Consider the following 19,495-nt stretch of genomic DNA (forward strand, 5'->3'; position numbering starts at 1 on the left):
GCGGGGGAGGGCTGGGGAGGAGGCCCTTGCCCCTTGCCACTTGAGACTTGCTACTGCTTGCCCGGGTCCACGTAACCCTCGGGCTTGGTGGAGCCGCCGCTGAAGAAGAACTTCTCCATCTCCTCCTCCAGGAACTTGCGGGCCTTGGGGTCGACGGGCGTCAGGCGGTACTCGTTGATCAGCATCGTCTGGTGCTTGACCCACTTCTGCCAGGCCTCCTTGGAGACGTTCTCGTAGATCCGCTTGCCCAGATCCCCCGGATAGGGCAGGAAATCCAGGCCTTCGGCCTCTTTACCCAGCAGTACGCAATTCACCATACGAGCCATGTGCTTGTCCTTTCTCTTGAGCCAGTTCTTCGAGCAGGCGGGCCACCGGGGCGGGAATCCCCAGGCCGGCCGGAGTCCCGGAGTTATACCAGACACGCCCCGGACCTTCCATCACACACCCGGCAGGGTCTTGCAGGTGCACCCGCAGCGGCGTGATGCGCAGGCGGAAGTGGGTGAACATGTGAATGAAGGGCTCCTGGCCCCGGATGAAAGGGTCATCCGCGGCCAGGCGCTCCCTGCACCAGACCAGCGCATCGTGCTCGGAGGCCACCTCCGGGAAGGCCCACAGGCCACCCCAGATTCCGGACGCACAACGCTGCTCCAGCAGCACGCCCTGCGGGCCCGTGACGATGAGAAAACAGGTATCGCGCAGCGGCTGACGCCGCTTCGGGCGCGGCGTGGGCAGATCTCCTGTCCTGCCGGCTATACGCGCCGCGCAGTCCCCGGCCACCGGACACCGTTCGCAGGCGGGGCGGCTGCGTGTACATACGGTGGCACCCAGGTCCATGATGGCCTGGGTGTATTCGGCCACGCGCTTGCTGGGGGTGTGGGCATCCGCCAGTACCCACAGTTGCCTGAGCACCCCGGCTTCACCGGTCCACCCCTGCACCGCGGCATGACGGGCCAGCACCCGCTTGACGTTGCCGTCGAGGATCGGATGACGCTGGCCGCAGGCCAGGGCGAGGATGGCCCCGGCCGTGGAACGCCCGATGCCCGGCAGGGCCTCAAGCACCTCGCGATCCTCCGGGAAACGCCCGCCGTGGCGCTCGCATACCATGCCTGCCGCCTTGTGCAGGTTGCGGGCGCGGGCGTAATAGCCCAGCCCCGACCAGTGGTGTAGCACTTCGTCCAGGGGTGCGGCGGCCAAGTGTCGCACCGAGGGGAAGCGCCCCATGAAGCGCTCGAAATACGGGATCACCGTGGCCACCTGGGTCTGCTGGAGCATGATCTCCGACACCCACACACGATAGGGCGTCGGGTCCTGCTGCCAGGGCAGGTCGCGGCGTCCGTGGCGCGTGAACCAGGCGAGCAGGCGTTGACTGAAGTCAGATGCGGGCATGGTTGAAGACGATTTAAGATTCAAGATTCAAGATTCAATTCTCAAGGCTCGGGGGGAAGCCAGTTGCGGGCGGCTTCCTCCAGGCGCGGCATCGCTTCCCGGAAATGGCGCTCCACGGCGCGGCGCACGACCGGAGGGCCCAGCAGGGGCGGCACCCACACGTCGGGCTCCAGCCAGCCGGACAGGGTCAGGCGCGTCTGCTCCGGCGATGGCGCCTCGGTACGCCAGGACAGGTGACCGGCACGCACGTCACTCTGCCCCGGCACGCTCCGGGCGCTGCCCCACGCGCCGGCCCCGGGCGAGGGGTGAACATCGAGCACGTGTTTCAGCTGGCGACAGAAGACGAGCACGCAGCCCTTCATGTGCGCACGCACCCGTTGCACCCCGTTGCCGAAGTCCTCGAGCAACCCGCTGTCCACCACCAGGGGGAAGACCAGGACGAGCCGATCGTAGTCGTGGATCACCGCCACCACATGAGCTTCCGGCGCCGAAAGCAGCACGTCGAGGTGGAAGTCCAGACGTTGACCGTCGTAGCGCGTCTGGATCTGTGACTCGGCGGCGGCCACCAGCGTAAAAAGGCCCACCCACGCCAGCGTGAGCACGATCACAAAACCGCACACGGTGACATGCCGATGCCGACGAAGGGTCGCGTGGCCTGCGCGAACGGCGCCGCGACGCATTGCCTCCCATGTGTGTGCGCACTTACCTTGAATTCGCTGCAACATCACATCAGCCAAGAGGTGAGCCGTCATGGACAAGACCGGCATCTACGGAAAGACCCCACGGGGCCTCGAGGAGATCGACACCCGAGCCCTGAAACTCCCCCCCAAGCTTCGCCAGTTGCTCATCATGGTGGATGGCGAAACCGACGTGGCCAGTCTGGCGGAACGTTTCGACCAGGGCAACGCGGTGGGGCATATCATTGCCCTGGAACATATGGGGCTCATTACCCTGTTGCGGGGAACGGCCGCCAACGAGATCGACACGCTGCGCGAGGGCGCCAACGATCCGGACGGTGCGCAGGAGGATCTGGATGCGCTGCGCCAGGACCTGAGCCACCTGGTGCTGGACAGCCTCGGACCCGACGCAAGCGACCTGGCCATGCAGATCGAGGAATCGACGAGCCGCGAGGCGTTGCGCACGCACTGCGAACATTGCCACACCATCATGGCGGGCGTGCTCGGCAAGGCCCGGGCGGAGAAATTCCGGGCGCAGGCAGACGCGCTGCTGGGCTGAACGGGCGCTGCTCAGCGCAGCCCGGGGATACGAAGCCGGTCGCGCAGCTGTTCCTCCAGCCCCTCGCGCTGCTCCTCGATACGCGGCGTCACCTCTTCGCGCAGCCGCCGCTCGGCCTCCTCGCGCGCGCGGCCTTCCATCACGGACGCCAGATCCAGGCTGACGGAGGGATCGCTGAACGGGCCACGGATGCGAATGGGCAGATTCACGCCCCGCAATTCGTCCAGGGAACGACCACTCTGGCCTTCCAGGGTGGCCACCAGCGTGGCGTTCACCCGGTAATCCAGACGCTCCCGCGGCAGATCCGCATTCCCCTGTCCGCGCACGCGCAGCAACGGCGAGGACGCGCTCAGATCCTCGTTGGTGACGATACCGTCACGGATGGTGAAGCTGCCCCTCAACTCCGAAAAGTCGGTCTGGTTCGGCTCGTCGGTGCGCTCCACGGATTGCCCCCGCAAACGCGCCTCGGCATCGCGGATGATCTGGGCAATATTGATCCCCTTCACCGCGCCGTCGGCGAACTCGAAATCGCCGCTGCCGTTGAGCGCGGACACCAGGTCCTTGACGCTTTGGCCACGGGTGTTGATACGTGCATTGAGTCGCGTCGTGCCCGCCAGCAGGCCCTCGCCGTCCTCGGACATGTCATCCAGAAGAGGCCCCATGCGCACGCCACGCAGTTGCTGTTCGAAGGCGTAGCGGGGTGTGTCGCCGCGCACGTCCAGACTCATGGCCGCCTCGATGGATCCTTCGTACAGGCGGCCGCTGAAGGGCTTGAGTTCCACCAAGCCGTCACGGGCGGAGAGCGTCAGGGAAAGTTGCGTCAGCGTCAGGCCGTTGATGATCATTTCGCCCACCGCAAGCCCGGCGTTCACGTTCAGCGAACGCAGCATCTCCACCGGCAATTCGATAGGATCGTCCGGCCAGCCCTCGCGTTCCGCCTCGGGCGCATCCCGGGGCGGGGCCACCGGCTCGTCGGCGGGCGGCGGCAGGTAACGGTCCAGGTTGATCCTGTCCACGTCCAGTTCGGCGCGAATAGCCGGGCTGTCATACTGGCTGACTCGCGCGTTGCCTGTCAGGCGCGTGTCATCCAGGCGCACGGCGAGGCTCGTGAGGCTTGCCGCATCCGCGTCCGCCTCGAAGGCCAGCTCCACGGACACGTTCTCCAGCACGTCGGGATCCGCCGTCTCGGGCGGTTCCTCTCCCAGTTCCCGGAGCAGCGTGCGCACGCTGAAGGTGTCGGAGCTGAGTTCACCACTCACCCGCGGGTTGTCGGCGTCAAGGCCCCTGACCGCCATCCTGCCCGACAGCGTGAGGCCCAGGGTCTCGACACTGAGATCGTCGATGGCGGCCGTTCCCGCGGCGAGATCAGCCCCGACGTCGGCGCGGATGCGCGCAGAGAGATCTGCCGGCAGTTCCTCACCGCTCAGGTCCACGGCGGCCACCAGACGGCGCAGGTCATAGCGTTGCGCCTCCAGATCAATGGTGAGCCGGGCGTTGAGATCCATCTCGGCGGTCATGGCCGGCTCCTCCTGGTGCAGCCTCAGCGACATCTCCAGGGGCGTCGGCTCGCCCAGCCGGATGCGGCCCAGTTCCATGTTGAAGGGATCGAGGCGCAGCGCCGTGCCCGCCTGCTCATCGCGCCATGACACGCTGGCATCGCGTATCACCAGCCCGCCCACGTCGATGTCCCGCAGCGCCGGGGCTTCGCCGGGCACGCGCTCCAGCCGCGGCTCAACCGGCTCGTCGGGTGTCTCGGCGGCCTCCACCAGATCGTCCCAGTTGGTGCGCCCCTGGGCATCCCGCTCCAGGTTCAGGGCCAGCCCCACAAGGCGGATCTGCTCAACCTGCAGCTCACGGCGCAGGAGCGGCATGAGGGCCACGGACAACTCCACCTCGCGGATGCGTGCGAACGGCTCGTCGGTGAAGCCCTCGGCATTGGACAACCAGGTGTCGCCCAGGCTCACGCCCAGGCGGGGGAACAGGGTCAGTCCGATCTCCCCCTCGATCACCAGGTCCCGGCCCGTTTGCTCCTTCACCGCCGCGCTGATGCGGTCCTTGTGTTCGTTGGGGTCGAACGTGGCCACCAGGTAGGCCGCCGTGGCGCCGGCCAGGATCAGCAAAGCCAGCAGCAGGATCAGCACGCGCTTAAACCATTTCATCTCGGAGTTGCTCCTTGGGTGGTCCCTTGGTTCAGTGTAGAGCCAAGGGTCGATCTGCGCAGGAGGGCGCGACATCTGAAAGCGCCATCAGGTATAACATAGTCGTCACGACCCGTCGTTGCCCAGGAGGTTCAGCACCCCATGTCCCGCCCCGCAGGTAAGGCCAGTCTCAGGCGCAAGCCCCATGTCCTGTTCATGGGCCCCACCAACTCGGCCCGCACCCAGATGGCCGAGGCCTACGGTCGCGATCTCCTGGCCGACCTGGTGGAGGTCCGCTCCGCGGGGATGGCCGCCAGCGATCTGGACCCGCGCACGCGCCAGGTCCTGCAGACGGACGGCATCGATACCAACGGCCTGTACACCAAGATAGTGGACCCGAATCTGCTGGACTGGGCAGACCTGGTGGTCACCCTGTGCGCGGACACCCACCGCCTGAAACTGCAGGAGCAGGAAAGCTTCGTGCACAAGAACTGGTCCATGGAGGACCCCGCCCGCCTGGCCAAGGGCCCGGATGACCTTGCGCCCTACCTTCAGGCCCGCGACGACATCAAGCGCAGGGTGCGGCAGTTCTCGAACTCGATCCGGCTGATGCATCGGTAGAGCGCATTCAACGTTCAAGGTTCAAGATTCAAAGGTAAGGCGGCGCCACTGATCGCCCCGAAGCCCGGACTCCCTATCCGGGCAGGTCCCACGTGCCGGACTTGCCGCCGGACTTGTGTACCAGGCGCACGCCCTCCATGGTCATGAAACGGTCCACGGCCTTGCACATGTCGTACACCGTCAGCAGGGTCACCTGCACGGCGGTCAGCGCCTCCATCTCCACACCCGTCTGCCCGCGTGTCTCGGCGGTGACCCGGCAGTGCACCGACGGGGGCTCGTCGGCGGTGGTCAGCTCCACTTCCACGTGGGTCAGCGCTATCGGGTGACAAAGCGGCACCAGTTCCGCCGTCTTCTTGGAGGCCATGATGCCCGCCACCCGGGCGATGCCCAGCACGTCGCCCTTCTTGTGGCTGCCCGAGCGGATCAGGGCGAGGGTCTCCGGCGCCATGGTGATGCGCCCCTCGGCGATGGCCACCCTTCGGGTCACCGATTTGTCGCCCACATCGACCATGTGGGCCTCGCCGCGGGTGTTGAAGTGAGTGAGTGTGCTCATGGGCGTATAATTCCGGCAGTAACCCCAATTAGCAAAGTGTAAGCGTAAACCATGTCCATTACTGTGCGTTACTTTGCCAGCCTCCGCGAACAGCTGGGCCGCGGCGAGGACCGGCTGGATGCCGGCGACGCGGATACCGCCGCCGCCGTATGGGCGCGCGCGGTTCCGGAGCGCGACATGCCGGAACGGGTGCTCATCGCCGTGAACCAGGAATACGCGGAGCCGGACCACCCCGTGCGTGACGGCGACGAGGTGGCCTTCTTCCCCCCGGTCACGGGCGGCTGAGCCGTGAGCGTCTCCCTGCACCCGAAGCCCTTCGACCCCTGGACTCTGGTCGCCACGCACCAGGCCGGAGTAGCGGCCGGCCGTTTCGGCGCCACGGCGGTGTTCGTGGGCACCATGCGCGACTTCAACGAAGGCGACGACGTGCGCGCCATGACGCTGGAACACTATCCCGGCATGACCGAGAAGCATCTTGAGGCCATCGTCGCGCAGGCAAGGGAACGCTGGACGCTGGAGGACTGCCTCATCGCCCACCGCGTGGGTGCCATCGAACCCGGCGAGCCCATCGTGGTGACCGCCGTCTGGTCAGCCCATCGCAGGGAAGCCTTCGAGGCCTGCCGCTTCCTGATGGAGGAACTCAAGCACCGCGCGCCTTTCTGGAAGCGCGAGGCGCTGGCGGATGGGGGGACGCGGTGGGTGGAGAAGAACACCGAAGGGTGAGCCGAAGGCCGTTGGCCTTCGGAAGGATGAAGGTTGAAGGTTGAAGGTTGAATGAAATCGCTGCCCCTCCCGCGGAGTGGGCCGAGGAGCCGACATTCATCCTTCAACCTTTCTCCTTCATCCTTCTTCCTGTTGCTGCATCACTGCAGCAACAGGAAGAACGCCCCTTCGTCGCGCCGGATGTTCAGCAGCAGGCGCTGGCCCGCATCGCCGATCACGCGGCGCAGTTCCTCGACGCTGGCTACCGGCTGGCGGTTCACGGACAGGATGAGATCGCCCTCGCGCAGGCCGGCGCGTGCGGCGGGGCTGCCGCTTTCCACGGATACCACCAGCACGCCCTGCACGCGGCCGTAATGCGGTGAGTCTTCGGTGATGTCGCCGAAGGCGGCCCCTTCAAGACGCCGGCCAAGGCGCCGTCCTTCCACCGTGGCGGCCCGGATCTCGGCCACTTCCGCGGTCACCTCGATCCTGCGGTTGTCACGCACCACGTCGAGCACCACCTCCGTGCCCACCCTCAGCAGGCCGATGGCATTGCGCAACTCCGCGGAATTGCGCACGGAACGCTCATTGACCCGCAGCACCACGTCGCCTTCCTTCAGACCGGCGCGATCGGCCGCGGAGCCGGGCTCAACCTGCGCGATCACGGCCCCCTGGGTCTGGGGAATGCCGAACGCCTGCGCCAGGTCGGGGGTAAGATCCTGGACCATGATGCCCAGCCGTCCGCGGCGCACCTCGCCGTATTCCACCAGGTGATCCATTATCTGCAGCGCCATGTTCACGGGGATGGCGAAACCGATGCCGATGTTGCCGCCGCCACGGGTCAGGATCGCGGTATTGATACCCACCAGTTCGCCGCGCAGGTTCACCAGGGCGCCGCCGGAGTTTCCCGGGTTGATGGATGCGTCGGTCTGGATGAAATCCTCGTAGGACTCCATGCCCAGGCCGCTCCTTCCCAGTGCGCTGACGATGCCGGAGGTGACGGTCTGCCCGAGGCCGAAGGGGTTGCCGATCGCCACCACGAAATCCCCTACCTTGAGGGCATCCGAGTCGGCCACGGGCACCGCGTTCAGACCCTTGGCCTCGACGCGCAATACCGCAAGGTCCGTAGCGGGGTCGGTGCCGACCACTTCGGCATCCAGGCGGCGACCGTCATGCAGGGTCACCACGATCTCGTCCGCCCGGCGGATCACGTGGTAATTGGTGAGGATGAAGCCGCGCTCCGCATCCAGGATCACGCCCGAACCGAGGCCCTGCACCTGACGCTCCCGCGGCGCCTGGGGCATGTCAAAGAAGCGGCGAAAGAAGGGGTCATCGAGCAGCGGGCTCTGCTCCACCACCCGCCCGCGTGTGGCGAGATTGACCACCGTCGGCACGGTGCGATCCAGCATGGGTGCCAGCGACGGCAGGGGCTCTCCGTCCACCTCGACGGGCAACCCGGCATTGGCAAGCGACGCAACGCCGAGGGCGAACAGGACAACAAAGACGCTCAGAACGTGTCGCGGGTTTAGGCGCATGGGAATCCTCACCATCGGTTGAACTGCAATGACCTGCCCGTGTGACTGCCGGCCTGCCGTCGAAGTTCAGGGGCGCCCGTCCTGCTCCAGCTCATTTCGCTCCCGGCGTGACTGCTCCATCTCACGGGTCAGGAAGTAACTCAGCACGATACGAACGGCGACGATCGCCGCCAGGATGCCCACGTTCTCCCAGGTGGGCGCCACCACGGATTTGATGATGTCCGCGGCGATGAAGAAATCGAGTCCCAGGAGCAGGTGCGCCCCGAGCCGCTCGCGGATCAGGTCGGTCTGCAGGATGAGGTGCACGTGCCCGTCATGGCCGTCGAAACGCAGCCGCACGAAGCGCCAGGCGGCCTCGACCGTACCCACCAGCACGATGATCACGCCGATCGCCAGGAGGGGATAAAGCGCGACTCCGAGAATTGTGTGAAAGATCTCCATTACACCCTTAATCCGGATTCAAAATTCAAGATTCAAAGGGAAGGCTGCCTGGCGCCGGGCATCTTTGAATCTTGAATTTTGAATCTTGAATCTTCATTTCAAGTGCGCCCTCGGATCAAAGGGCAGCTCCTTTTTCATGCGTTCGTAGAACTTGCGGGCCTGCTCGCTGTTTGCCGGGGGCGTCACGATCTGCAGCACCACGTACTGGTCGCCCTGAGGCCGACCCGGCAGGCCCTTGCCCCTGAGGCGCAGGCGCCGGCCCGACTGTGACCCCGGCGGGATCTTCAACTCCACCCGGCCCTCCAGCGTCGGGACGTTGACCGTGGCGCCGAGCGCAGCCTCCCACGGCGTCACCGGCAGGTCCAGGTGCACATCCCGGCCTTCGAGACGGTAGCGACCGTGGGGCCGGATGGAGACCTCCAGGAACAGGTCCCCGCCGGGTCCGCCCCCCACGCCGGGACCGCCCTGGCCCGCAAGCCGGATGCGCTGCCCCTCTGTCACGCCCGGGGGGATCTTTACCTGCAACCTTCTGCCGTTGCCCAGCTGCACGGGCAGCACGGCCCCGTGCGCCGCCTGCTCCAGCGTGATCTCGATGCGCGCCGCCTGGTCGGCACCGCGGGCCTGAAACCCGCCTCCGCCCGGACGCGCGCCGCCGGCACGCCGGAAGCCGCCGCCGAACAGGCTCTCGAAGAAGTCGGAGAAGCCCCCTCCGGCGTCTTCGAATCCGCCCGCGGCACGGCGCGCACCGCCGCCGCGCACGTCACCGAAGATCTCCTCCCATCCCGGCGGCGGGCGGAAATCCTGCCCGGACTTCCAGTTGGCCCCGAGATCGTCGTAGGCACGGCGCTTCTGGGCGTCGCCCAGCACCTCGTACGCCTCGTTGACCTCCTTGAAGCGGTCCTCGGCATTGGCCTCCTTGCTCACGTCCGGATGGTACTTGCGCGCGAGCTTGCGGTAGGCCTTCTTGATCTCGTCCTGGGTGGCGCCGCGGGGCACCCCAAGCACGTTGTAGTAGTCCTTGAATTCCATGGTCCGTCTACGATAGCGCAAACGAGTGCGCCGCGTGATCACGCGGCGCAGTCATACGCTCGGGCCATGCACCCGAAGGTGCATGGCCCTCACGGGGGTCAGCCCTCGACGGAGATACGCCGCGGCTGAACCGTCTCCTGCTTGGGGATGCGCACTTCCAGCACACCGTTCACGCTCTTTGCGGAGATCTTGTCCGCGTCCGCCGTATCCGGCAGCGTGAAGCGGCGGTAGAAGCTGCCGCGGACCCGCTCGACACGCTTGTAGTTCTCGCGCTCCTCCTTGGTCTCGTGCCTGCGCTCGCCGCGGATGGTGAGCACGCCGTTCTCCATGTGCACCTCGATATCCTTGGGATCCACGCCCGGGATATCGGCATGCAGCACGTAGGCGTCCTTGTCCTCGCGGATGTCCACCGCCGGGGCCCAGTCGCTGGTGGCGGCGGATTCGCCCGACTCCGCGCCGGGGTGAAGCCGGTCCAGTTCACGGGTCAGCTGGCTCAACAGGCTCCAGGGTTCATATCGCATCATTGCCATGGTATCGACCTCCATACATCGGGAGCCGCCGCATGGCGGCACCGGGTTGTTCGACGAAACTTCTCTTGCCCACGACGATGGGGGCGGGGAGGGGGATTTCAAGCGCCGGGGGCGTTTCCCGGGCATGATCGGATCGACCACGGGAACGGGCATTGATTCAGGTCAGGCCGACGCCCCGGCAAAACGGGAGCGGCTCTCAGATCCGGGCAAACTCCAGGAGCCGGTAGGCGCCGTCCGTCACCAGGCAGAAGCTGCCCTGCACCCCCGAGTGGGTGACATGGGCGCGCAGGGCCGAGGCCGGAAAGCGCACCGTGCGCCCCTGTCGGTCCACGGCACGCACCGACGCCGCCTCGCCGCGGTAGTAGCGCAGGTAGTCCTCGCGGCTGATGTCCAGATCCACGTAGTAGCGGGGCATGGAGTCATTCCACGTTCTGCACCTGCTCACGCATCTGCTCGATGAGCACCTTGAGCTCCACGGCGGCACGCGTGGTCTCCATGTCGTTGGACTTGGAGCCCAGGGTGTTGGCCTCGCGATTGAACTCCTGCATGAGGAAATCCAGCCTTCGCCCCACCGGCTCGTCACGGTCCAGGATCAGGACCACCTCCTTGAGATGCCCGTCCAGACGGTCAAGCTCCTCGTCCACATCGAGCCGCTGGGCCTGAATGGCGAGTTCCTGTTCCAGGCGCCCGGGCTCGGCCTCCACGCCCAGGTCCGCGAGGCGGGTACGCCACTTTTCGTGCAGTGCCTCCACGACCTTCGGGCGGCGCACGCGCACCTGCTCCACCAGTTCTCCCACGGACCGGCAGCGGGTCTCGATGGCCTCGCGCAGCCGCCCACCCTCCCGCGCACGGGTGTCGGCCAGTTCCTCCAGGGCCGTGTCCAGCAGCGCCAGCGCCTGCCCGTGCAGGGACTCCAGGTCCGGCGCCGGCTCGCGCACCACGCCTGGCCAGCGCAGGATATCCAGGGCCGTCATGCGCGCGGAGTTCATGATCCAGTGCTCCACCTGCACACACACCTCGATCAGCCGCTTGGCCAGCGCCTCGTTGACCTCCAGCCCGGCCGCCTCGCCCACCGGCGGATGATAGCGCAGCGCGACCTCCACCTTGCCGCGTCCCAGGCGCGCCTGCACACGCTCGCGCACGGCATTCTCCATGCTGCGAAACGCATCCGGCAGGCGCAGACTCACCTCCAGGTAGCGATGATTGACGCTTCTCAACTCCCAGGACAGGACCCCCTGGTCCGTCTCCTGCTCGCAGCGTGAATAGCCGGTCATACTTCTTAACATGGGGTGCCTCCCGGGAGGATCGGGTCGCGCGTCAGGGCAAGAGTGCCAACAAGCATGACGCAAGAGACACGATACAAGATACAAGAGGCAAGAGGAAAACCCGGCGGGCCCGGTATCCCGCCACTTGTCTCTTGCCTCTTGTATCTTGTCTCTTGCGCTATAATGCGCCCCCCACGCACCCACAGGAGTCCCCATGCGACCCAGCGGCCGTCAACCGGACGAGATGCGCCCCATTCGTTTCACCCGCCACTACACCAAGCACGCGGAGGGTTCCGTGCTGGTGGAGTTCGGCGATACGCGCGTGCTGTGCAATGCCACCGTGGATGAGCGCGTCCCACCCTGGCTGCGCAACAAGGGCAGCGGCTGGGTCACCGCGGAGTACGGCATGCTGCCCCGCTCCACCAACGAGCGCATGGCCCGCGAGGCGGCGCGCGGCAAGCAGGGCGGACGCACCCTGGAGATCCAGCGCCTGATCGGACGCTCGCTGCGCGCAGCCGTGAACCTCGAGGGCCTGGGCGAGCGCCAGATCACCGTGGACTGCGACGTGATCCAGGCCGACGGCGGCACGCGCACCGCCTCCATCAGCGGCGGCTACGTGGCTCTGCACGACGCCGTCGAGCATCTGTTGCGGGAAGGCAAGATCCGAAAGAACCCGCTGATCGGCGCCGTGGCCTCGGTATCCGTAGGGATCTACCAGGGCGTGCCCGTGCTGGATCTGGATTACGCCGAGGACTCCAACGCGGAAACGGACATGAACGTGGTCATGAACGACGCGAATGCCTTCATCGAAGTACAGGGCACCGCCGAAGGCCACGCCTTCCGCATGGAAGAACTGGACGCCATGCTCGGCCTGGCCCGCAACGGCATCGCCGAGATCATCGCCGCCCAGCGCGCGGCTCTGGCGGGTTGAGTGCCCAAACCGGTCTGAACCACGAAGCGCACGAACGCCACGAATACCTCAAGAATGAATTCATTTCTCTCGCAAAGACGCGAAGCACGCAAAGGAACCCTGAAGAACTACATGCGTAATAATTGGCAGGTCGGGTTGAGGAACGAAAGCGACCTGCGGTGCTTGACCGTAGCCAATGCTGTTGGGGTTCGCACTGCTCATCCCAACCTACATTTCCTTGGAATTTCTTGGCGTGCTTCGCGGCTTTGCGAGAGAAATCTGTTCTGCCTTTTCTTCGTGTCCTTCGTGCGCTTCGTGGTAGAAATCATCGAATCCGGAAGAAAGTCAGCCAAATGAAGATCGTTCTGGCAACAGGCAATCCGGGGAAGGTACGGGAGCTTTCGCGGCTGCTGGAGGGCAGCGGCATACAGGTGCTGCCGCAGTCGGACTTCGGTGTGCCCGATGCCGAGGAGACGGGGCTGACCTTCGTCGAGAACGCCATCCTCAAGGCCCGCAACGCGGCGGCCCACACCGGCCTGCCCGCCATGGCCGACGACTCGGGCATCGAAGTGGACGCGCTCAACGGCGCACCCGGCATCTACTCCGCCCGCTATGCCGGACCAGCGGGCGACGACGAGGCCAATAACCGCAAGCTCCTGGAGGCGCTCAGGGACGTGCCCGACGATCAGCGAACTGCACGCTTTCACTGCGTGATCGCCTATCTGCGCCATGCCGAGGATCCGGCGCCGATCATCACGGAGGGCACCCTGGAAGGCCGCGTGACCCACGCCCCCCGGGGCCGTGGCGGCTTCGGCTACGATGTGATCTTCGAACTCCCCGACCGCGGTCTGACCACCGCCGAGATCGACCCCACGGAGAAGAACCGGATCAGTCATCGGGGGCAGGCGCTTTCCCGGATGATCAGGCGGCTTACGCCGCCTGATCATCCGGAAGGTTGAAGGTGGAAGGATGAAGGTTGAATCTCCCTCCGGAAGGTTGAAGGTGGAAGGATGAAGGTTGAATGAAACCACCCCTCCCTGGCCCTCCCCGTGAGGGGAGGGGAGAAGAGGAGTAGACTCTGGGTTCATCCTTCATCCTTCATCCTTCATCCTCCAAAACGTGGTTCCTCTAAGTCTCTACATCCACCTCCCCTGGTGCATTCGCACGTGCCCGTACTGCGACTTCAACTCGCACGAGGCGCGCGAGCAGGTGCCGGAGGATCGGTACGTGGATGCGCTGGTGGCCGACCTGGAATCGGAACTGCCGCGGGTGTGGGGACGGAGGCTCGAGTCGGTGTTCATCGGCGGTGGCACGCCGAGCCTGTTCTCGCCCGAGGCGCTGCACCGGCTGTTCTCCGAATTGCGCGCGCGCCTGCCCTGGCGGCCGGACATGGAGGTGACGCTTGAGGCGAATCCGGGTACCACGGACGCCGCGCGCTTCACGGGCTACCGGGAGATCGGTGTCAACAGGCTTTCCATCGGTGCGCAGAGTTTTGACGACGCCATGCTGGAGCGGCTGGGTCGTATCCACGGTGCGGACGAGGCACGGACGGCATTTGAGACGGCCCGCCTGGCCGGGTTCGAGAACATCAACCTGGATCTCATGTTCGGGCTGCCGGGGCAATCGCCGGACCAGGCACTGGCCGATCTGGACGCCGCGCTGGCACTGGGGCCCGAGCACCTGTCCTGGTATCAGCTGACACTGGAACCGAACACGCGCTTCGCCGCCGACCCGCCGGTGTTGCCCGATGACGACACCCTCTGGGAGATGCAATCGGCCGGTCAGGATCGGCTCGCATCCAGTGGCTATACTCAGTACGAGGTCTCCGCCTATGCGCGCCCGGGACACGCGTGCCGCCACAATCTCAACTACTGGGAATTCGGCGACTATCTGGGGCTCGGCGCCGGGGCGCACGGCAAGATCTCGCTGCCGGGAGAAGACCGGATACAACGACGCCGGAAACTCCGCCAGCCGCGGCAATACATGGAAGCGGCGCTGACGGCATCGCCCGTCAGCGGGGAACAAACCCTGAGCCGGGAGGAGCTTGTGTTTGAGTTCATACTGAACGCCACGAGGCTCCGCCACGGTGTCGACACGGATCTGTTCACTACCCGCACCGGCCTGCCTGCCGATGCGCTGGAGCCCATGCGCAGTGAAGCGGTGTGCCGCGGGCTGCTGGGCCCCGACCCCGGGCGCATCGAGCCCACGGAACTGGGCCGGCGCTTTCTCAACGACCTGCAGGCGCAGTTCCTGGCCGGCCACCGTGGAACCCCTTGAGTACGTGACCGTCACTTGCCCCCACTGCGGGGCCGCCTGCGACACGGAAGTTGATCTCTCCACCCTGCCCGCCAGCTACGTGGAAGACTGTCAGGCCTGTTGCGCGCCCATGCTCCTCTCCGCTGCCATGGACCCGTTTACCGGCCTGCTCTCAGTGGACACCCGCAGGGAGAACGACTGACGTGAAACGCGAGTACACGCCCATCCCCTGCGCGCTCTACAGCGAGTACGAACTGGCCATCCTGCGCCGGCGCACGCTCAGGGTACGCTGGAAGGACCGCTACGGCATGGATCGAGTCGAGACCCTCAAACCCGTCGACCTGCGCACCCGCAGGCACGCGGAGTTCATGATCGCCCGCAACCAGCTTGGGCAGCAGCGGGTGTTGCGGCTGGACAGAATCATAAACACCAAGGATGAAGGATGAAGGATGAAGGATGAAGGATGAAGGATGAAGACAGAGTGTACCCTCTCATTCAGCCCTCAGCCCTCAGCCCTCAGCCCTCAAAAGAGGGGTGGTTTCATTCAACCTTCAACCTTCATCCTTCAACCTTCCGAAGGGGCGGTGGTTTTATTCATCCTTCAACCTTCAACCTTCATCCTTCCGAACACATCGTGTTCGGAAGCCCCCGTAATCTCCACCTCCACGAGATCCCCCGCCTCCAGCCCGTCGCCGTTCTCGATCACCACCACGCCGTCGACCTCCGGCGCGTCGGCGGCGGAGCGGGCGATCACGGCGCCGTCGTCGTCCGGGCCGTCCACCAGCACGGTGAGGGTCCGGCCAACCTTATCCTGCAACCGGTCCGCGCTGATGCGCGACTGCAGCTCCATGAAGCGCTCCAGGCGCTCGGCCTTGACCGGCTCGGGGACCGGGTCCGGCAGGGCGTTGGCGGCGGCGCCTTCCACCGGCGAATAGGCGAAACAGCCGACACGGTCCAGCTGCGCGGCCTCGAGAAATGCCAGCAGCTCCTCGAATTCGGCTTCCGTCTCGCCCGGGAAGCCGACGATGAAGGTGCTGCGCAGGGTGATGTCGGGGCAGATCTCCCGCCATCGCTGGATGCGATCCAGGGCCTTTTCGGCAGCCGCCGGCCGGCGCATGGCCTTGAGCACACGCGGGCTGCCGTGCTGCAGGGGGACATCCAGATACGGCAGGATGCGTCCCTCGGCCATGAGCGGCACGAGGTCATCCACATGGGGATAGGGATACACGTAATGCAGCCGAACCCAGACCCCGAGACTGCCCAGCGCTTCGGCCAGTTCGCGAACGTGGGTGCGCATCGGGCGTCCGTTCCAGAAACCGGTGCGGTATTTCACATCCACCCCGTAGGCGCTGGTGTCCTGTGATATGACCAGCAGTTCCTTCACTCCGGCCGCCACCAGGTTCTCCGCCTCCTGCATCACCTCGGCCACCGGCCGGCTCACCAGATCGCCCCGGAAGCGGGGAATGATGCAGAAGCTGCAGCGATGGTTGCAGCCTTCCGAGATCTTCAGGTAGGCATAATGGCGTGGCGTGAGCTTGACTCCCCCGGCCGGCACCAGGCGCTCGAACGGGGCGTGGGCCGGCGGCAGGTGCCGGTGGACCTGGGCCATCACGGCCTCGTAGGCATGGGGGCCGGTCACCGCCAGCACGCCGGGGTGCGCCTGTCGCACCTTGTCCGCCTCGGCACCGAGGCAGCCGGTCACGATCACCCGCCCGTTCTCCGCAAGCGCCTCGCCGATGGCGTCCAGGGATTCCTCCACGGCGGCGTCGATGAACCCGCAGGTGTTGACCACCACCAGGTCGGCGTCGTGGTAGCTGGCCGAGATCCCGTAGCCTTCCGCCCGAAGCTGCGTGAGTATGCGCTCGGAGTCCACCAGGGCCTTGGGACAACCCAGGCTGACGAACCCGACCCGTCCGCCGGATTCAGCACGGGCAGACATAGTCGCCTACCCGCAAAAGGGCGTGTTTATGCACATGATTGCGCGTTCCCGGAAAGTCCCGTGACAGATTGATGAAGGTCAAGGGCCACGCCACAAATGATGATAAAAGTGTCATATAAACAATGCGTTAACAAAATGGTCAAATTTTGACCGAAGAAACGACCCGGACGCCCCCGCGCGACTTTGTGACCTTGTTCCCATCGTCTTCCACAGAGTTATCCACAGATTTTGTGGATAACCGTACAAGCGATTGGATCACAAGCACTTACCCCGCATTCCTAGGTTATGCCACCACATCGGGTGGCGCTGCAGCATAGTCCTCAAGCCCCGTTCTGTGAAGTGCCTGCCACGCCGGTGCTCTTGCCGGACGGCCCGGGATTCAGTATATTGCGCGTCTTTTTCCCAGCCCGTGATGGTTTCAGAGGTCGCTCCCATGAAGGCCGATATTCACCCCGATTACCACGAAGTGTCCGTGACCTGCAGCTGCGGCAACACCTTCAAGACGCGCTCCACCTTTGCGGGCTCGGAGATGCACGTGGAAGTGTGCTCGTCCTGCCACCCGTTCTACACGGGCAAGCAGAAGATCATGGATACCGCCGGCCAGGTGGACAAGTTCCGTCGCCGCTACGGCCAGTAATGCGCGGATCGTGACCCGGATCGCCAGGGTTCGCAGCGGATTCATGCAGAGGGCGCGCCGGTGGCGCGCCCTTTTTCTTGTGCGCGGTGCGCTGCCGATACTATGCCTCACGGCGCTGCTCACCGGCGCACCGGCACAGGCGCAGACGCCCTGGACCCCGGTCGACCTGCCGGAGAGCTGCCAGTCGCCGGATCATGTGCACGGCAGGGCCACCGTCGCCCATGTATTCGATGGCGACACCGTGCGTCTGGATGATGGCACGCGCGTGCGGCTCATCGGACTCGATACCCCGGAGTATCATCACCGCAACCCGGATCTCGATCCGGAGCCCTTTGCCGAAGAGGCCCACGACGCCCTGTCCGCGCTGCTTGCATACCATGGCCATCAGGTGATCGTGGTTCACGATCGCGAGCTGCACGACCGGTTCCAGCGCCTGCTGGCCCACCTGTTCACGCCCGACGGCCAGAGCGTGACCGCGCTCATGCTCGCCCAGGGCCTGGCCACCCGCCTGACGATTCCTCCCAACGACTGGAACCTGGATTGCTACCGCGACGCCGAACGACGCGCCGGCGAGGCGCGCCTCGGCCTCTGGGCACTGCCGGAGCACCGGCTGTTCGATGCCCGCGAACTGCCGCGTGATGCCGAGGGCTTCCGGCGCGTGGAGGGTCGCGTCGTGCGCATCGGAGAGAGTTCACGCGCCGTGTGGATCAACCTTGAAGGGGATGTGGCGCTGCGGGTGGATCACCCGGACCTGGCCAACTTCCCCGAACTGGACGTGCGCGCGCTGGAGAACCAGCGCGTCAGGGCGCGGGGCCATGTCTATAATCATCGTGGACAGCCGCGCATCCGGATCCGTCATCCGGCGAACCTGGAAGTCCTGGAACCCTAGCCCGCATATCTCACCGGTCGAACACCGGCTGGCGCGCAACAGGCTGAAACATGAGTGGAATACGTTAGAATGGCCGCCAACCTCACCATGACAGACTGTTCCCGCCGGAGTCCTATCGCGGTTCAGGCTCGTCTTCGCGCCCGTATGCTTGCTCTTCACTCAACCCATAGCTACGGCTATGGCTTTCGCTCCAGAGCGGCGCCTACGAACGCGAATCCTTCGCCTGCTCCCGCGATCCCGGTGAGATATGCGGGCTAGACACCCCTGGGCGGTCTTAATAGGCCCGGACTCCGGAAGCCAATCCCGATGAAGCATCGTCTCCTGAACACCCTTATCGCCCTGGCCGTCGCCGTGGTGACGGTGCTGGTCAGCGCCTGCGCCACCCACCCGGTGACCGGCCGCCAGCAGCTCATGCTGGTCTCGGAGAGCCAGGCCATCAGTGCCTCGCGCCAGGCCTACGTGCAGATGCTGGAACCGATTGCCAAGGACGGACGGGTGAACAACGACCCGGAAGTCGTAGCACGGATCAACGCCATCACGGGACGCGTGGTTGCGCAGGCCATCAAATACCGGCCGGAGACCCGCGAGTGGGACTGGGAGATGACGGTGATCGACAACCCGGACGTGGCCAACGCCTTCGCCATGGCCGGGGGCAAGATGGCCATCTACACCGGCATGATCAACAAGCTGGAAGCCACGGATGACGAACTGGCGCAGGTGATCGCCCACGAGGTCGCCCATTCCCTGTCGGCGCACACCGCCGAGAAGATGTCGGTCTCCCTGGCCACCAACCTGGCCATCACCGGCTATGCGCTCACCGGTGAACGCTCCGCGGTGGCGCTGGGCGGGGCGGCGCTGGCCGCCGCCCTGGCCGTGCAATTGCCTCACAGCCGTCAGATGGAGCGCGAGGCGGACCGCATCGGCATCGAACTGGCGGCGCGGGCCGGCTACGACCCCCAGGCGGCCGTGAGCCTGTGGCAGAAGATGGACGCCATGGGCAATGCCAGTCCGCCGCCCTTCCTGAGCACGCACCCCACCACCGAGAGCCGCATCCGCGACCTGCGCGACCTGGCGCGCCAGATGCAGCCGCTCTACGAGGAAGCCCGCGCCGGCACCCCGCCGACCCATCCCCTGTAAGCCGCGGCGCTAGCAACCCTTTTGAACCACGAAGCGCACGAAGGACACGAAGAAAAAGAACTGTTCTCTCGCAAAGAACGCCAAGGAACTCCAGGAATGCGTAGGTTGGGGTGAGCAGCGCGAACCCCAACGGCATGCGCCGGGATCAGGCATCGTATGTTGGGGTTCGTACCTCACCCCAACCTACCCCGCATATCTCACCACCCTTCTACTGCGGCCGCCGATCCGCTCGCTGTGACGGGACGTGCTCCCTCCAGCCGGCTTGACGTAGTGTCGGCTACGCCTGCGCCG

The 19,495-nt window shown here is 65.6% G+C and carries 24 protein-coding genes; 12 read left to right on the top strand and 12 right to left on the bottom strand.

Annotated elements, in window-relative coordinates; all coding sequences use genetic code 11:
* Positions 1–50 precede the first annotated feature (50 nt).
* The 3 genes from B1C78_RS05375 to B1C78_RS05385 are packed head-to-tail and all read right to left on the bottom strand — an operon-like array spanning position 51 to position 2,006.
* The gene (locus B1C78_RS05375) at positions 51–326 is read right to left on the bottom strand and encodes an oxidative damage protection protein (protein WP_077278126.1); all 276 of its coding nucleotides are present in this window, start codon (positions 324–326) and stop codon (positions 51–53) included.
* The gene (gene mutY / locus B1C78_RS05380; protein WP_077278127.1) at positions 292–1,386 is read right to left on the bottom strand and encodes an A/G-specific adenine glycosylase; all 1,095 of its coding nucleotides are present in this window, start codon (positions 1,384–1,386) and stop codon (positions 292–294) included. Before mutY ends, B1C78_RS05375 begins: the two co-directional genes overlap by 35 nt.
* Positions 1,387–1,427: 41 nt before the next feature.
* On the bottom strand, positions 1,428–2,006 hold the full coding sequence (locus tag B1C78_RS05385) for an SRPBCC family protein (protein WP_245795323.1): 579 nt from the start codon (positions 2,004–2,006) through the stop codon (positions 1,428–1,430).
* 130 nt (positions 2,007–2,136) lie between these two features.
* On the opposite strand from B1C78_RS05385, the gene B1C78_RS05390 reads away from it, so the two are divergent.
* Positions 2,137–2,622, top strand: coding sequence for a hypothetical protein (locus B1C78_RS05390; protein ID WP_077278128.1), 486 nt, complete (start codon positions 2,137–2,139; stop codon positions 2,620–2,622).
* A gap of 11 nt (positions 2,623–2,633) precedes the next feature.
* Here B1C78_RS05390 and B1C78_RS05395 read toward each other — a convergent pair whose 3' ends face one another.
* Positions 2,634–4,781 (bottom strand): AsmA family protein, encoded by a 2,148-nt coding sequence (locus B1C78_RS05395; RefSeq protein ID WP_077278129.1) that lies wholly within the window; start codon positions 4,779–4,781, stop codon positions 2,634–2,636.
* Positions 4,782–4,922: 141 nt separating this feature from the next.
* Here B1C78_RS05395 and B1C78_RS05400 point away from each other — a divergent pair, with 141 nt between their 5' ends.
* Entirely contained in the window at positions 4,923–5,381 is a 459-nt protein-coding gene (locus B1C78_RS05400; protein WP_077278130.1) for an arsenate reductase/protein-tyrosine-phosphatase family protein, read from the top strand.
* A gap of 73 nt (positions 5,382–5,454) precedes the next feature.
* Here the strand turns inward: B1C78_RS05400 and moaC are convergent, their stop codons facing one another.
* Positions 5,455–5,934, bottom strand: a complete 480-nt coding sequence (gene moaC / locus B1C78_RS05405; protein ID WP_077278131.1) for a cyclic pyranopterin monophosphate synthase MoaC — start codon at positions 5,932–5,934, stop codon at positions 5,455–5,457.
* A gap of 51 nt (positions 5,935–5,985) precedes the next feature.
* Here moaC and moaD point away from each other — a divergent pair, with 51 nt between their 5' ends.
* Together moaD and B1C78_RS05415 are read left to right on the top strand one after the other, a co-directional pair.
* Positions 5,986–6,219, top strand: a complete 234-nt coding sequence (gene moaD, locus B1C78_RS05410; protein ID WP_077278132.1) for a molybdopterin converting factor subunit 1 — start codon at positions 5,986–5,988, stop codon at positions 6,217–6,219.
* A 3-nt stretch (positions 6,220–6,222) separates the two neighbouring features.
* On the top strand, positions 6,223–6,657 hold the full coding sequence (locus B1C78_RS05415; RefSeq protein WP_077278133.1) for a molybdenum cofactor biosynthesis protein MoaE: 435 nt from the start codon (positions 6,223–6,225) through the stop codon (positions 6,655–6,657).
* Positions 6,658–6,797: 140 nt separating this feature from the next.
* Here B1C78_RS05415 and B1C78_RS05420 read toward each other — a convergent pair whose 3' ends face one another.
* From B1C78_RS05420 to B1C78_RS05445, 6 genes are all read right to left on the bottom strand, one after another.
* Positions 6,798–8,171: a DegQ family serine endoprotease gene (locus B1C78_RS05420; RefSeq protein WP_077278134.1), complete on the bottom strand. Its 1,374-nt coding sequence runs from the start codon at positions 8,169–8,171 to the stop codon at positions 6,798–6,800.
* A 66-nt stretch (positions 8,172–8,237) separates the two neighbouring features.
* A complete protein-coding gene (locus B1C78_RS05425) occupies positions 8,238–8,612 on the bottom strand; it encodes a DUF1622 domain-containing protein (protein ID WP_077278135.1) in 375 nt (124 codons plus the stop codon).
* Positions 8,613–8,705: 93 nt separating this feature from the next.
* Complete coding sequence (locus B1C78_RS05430; RefSeq protein WP_077278136.1) at positions 8,706–9,641, bottom strand: DnaJ C-terminal domain-containing protein; 936 nt, start codon at positions 9,639–9,641, stop codon at positions 8,706–8,708.
* Positions 9,642–9,739: 98 nt separating this feature from the next.
* On the bottom strand, positions 9,740–10,171 hold the full coding sequence (locus B1C78_RS05435) for an Hsp20/alpha crystallin family protein (RefSeq protein ID WP_077278149.1): 432 nt from the start codon (positions 10,169–10,171) through the stop codon (positions 9,740–9,742).
* Between the two features lie 196 nt (positions 10,172–10,367).
* Entirely contained in the window at positions 10,368–10,586 is a 219-nt protein-coding gene (locus B1C78_RS05440) for a DUF2835 domain-containing protein (RefSeq protein WP_077278137.1), read from the bottom strand.
* Between the two features lie 4 nt (positions 10,587–10,590).
* Complete coding sequence (locus B1C78_RS05445; protein WP_077278138.1) at positions 10,591–11,457, bottom strand: YicC/YloC family endoribonuclease; 867 nt, start codon at positions 11,455–11,457, stop codon at positions 10,591–10,593.
* Between the two features lie 193 nt (positions 11,458–11,650).
* Between B1C78_RS05445 and rph the strand changes: the two genes are divergently transcribed.
* From rph to B1C78_RS05470, 5 genes are all read left to right on the top strand, one after another.
* The gene (gene rph, locus B1C78_RS05450; protein ID WP_077278139.1) at positions 11,651–12,367 is read left to right on the top strand and encodes a ribonuclease PH; all 717 of its coding nucleotides are present in this window, start codon (positions 11,651–11,653) and stop codon (positions 12,365–12,367) included.
* Between the two features lie 332 nt (positions 12,368–12,699).
* Entirely contained in the window at positions 12,700–13,305 is a 606-nt protein-coding gene (rdgB, locus tag B1C78_RS05455) for an RdgB/HAM1 family non-canonical purine NTP pyrophosphatase (protein ID WP_077278140.1), read from the top strand.
* A gap of 160 nt (positions 13,306–13,465) precedes the next feature.
* Positions 13,466–14,623, top strand: a complete 1,158-nt coding sequence (hemW, locus tag B1C78_RS05460) for a radical SAM family heme chaperone HemW (RefSeq protein WP_245795324.1) — start codon at positions 13,466–13,468, stop codon at positions 14,621–14,623.
* The gene (locus B1C78_RS05465; RefSeq protein ID WP_077278142.1) at positions 14,610–14,804 is read left to right on the top strand and encodes a CPXCG motif-containing cysteine-rich protein; all 195 of its coding nucleotides are present in this window, start codon (positions 14,610–14,612) and stop codon (positions 14,802–14,804) included. The genes hemW and B1C78_RS05465 overlap by 14 nt, the downstream gene beginning before the upstream one ends.
* Position 14,805: 1 nt before the next feature.
* Positions 14,806–15,048, top strand: a complete 243-nt coding sequence (locus tag B1C78_RS05470) for a transcriptional antiterminator, Rof (RefSeq protein WP_077278143.1) — start codon at positions 14,806–14,808, stop codon at positions 15,046–15,048.
* A 155-nt stretch (positions 15,049–15,203) separates the two neighbouring features.
* Here B1C78_RS05470 and rimO read toward each other — a convergent pair whose 3' ends face one another.
* Positions 15,204–16,541, bottom strand: a complete 1,338-nt coding sequence (gene rimO, locus B1C78_RS05475; RefSeq protein ID WP_077278144.1) for a 30S ribosomal protein S12 methylthiotransferase RimO — start codon at positions 16,539–16,541, stop codon at positions 15,204–15,206.
* A 433-nt stretch (positions 16,542–16,974) separates the two neighbouring features.
* On the opposite strand from rimO, the gene rpmE reads away from it, so the two are divergent.
* The 3 genes from rpmE (at position 16,975) to B1C78_RS05490 (ending at position 19,204) form a co-directional block, all read left to right on the top strand.
* A complete protein-coding gene (gene rpmE, locus B1C78_RS05480; RefSeq protein ID WP_077278145.1) occupies positions 16,975–17,178 on the top strand; it encodes a 50S ribosomal protein L31 in 204 nt (67 codons plus the stop codon).
* Positions 17,179–17,221: 43 nt separating this feature from the next.
* The gene (locus B1C78_RS05485; protein ID WP_077278146.1) at positions 17,222–18,067 is read left to right on the top strand and encodes a thermonuclease family protein; all 846 of its coding nucleotides are present in this window, start codon (positions 17,222–17,224) and stop codon (positions 18,065–18,067) included.
* A 306-nt stretch (positions 18,068–18,373) separates the two neighbouring features.
* Complete coding sequence (locus B1C78_RS05490) at positions 18,374–19,204, top strand: M48 family metallopeptidase (protein ID WP_077278147.1); 831 nt, start codon at positions 18,374–18,376, stop codon at positions 19,202–19,204.
* Positions 19,205–19,495 lie beyond the last annotated feature (291 nt).

Origin of the sequence: Thioalkalivibrio denitrificans, from assembly GCF_002000365.1 — a bacterium.
Taxonomy (GTDB): Bacteria; Pseudomonadota; Gammaproteobacteria; order Ectothiorhodospirales; family Ectothiorhodospiraceae; genus Thioalkalivibrio_A; species Thioalkalivibrio_A denitrificans.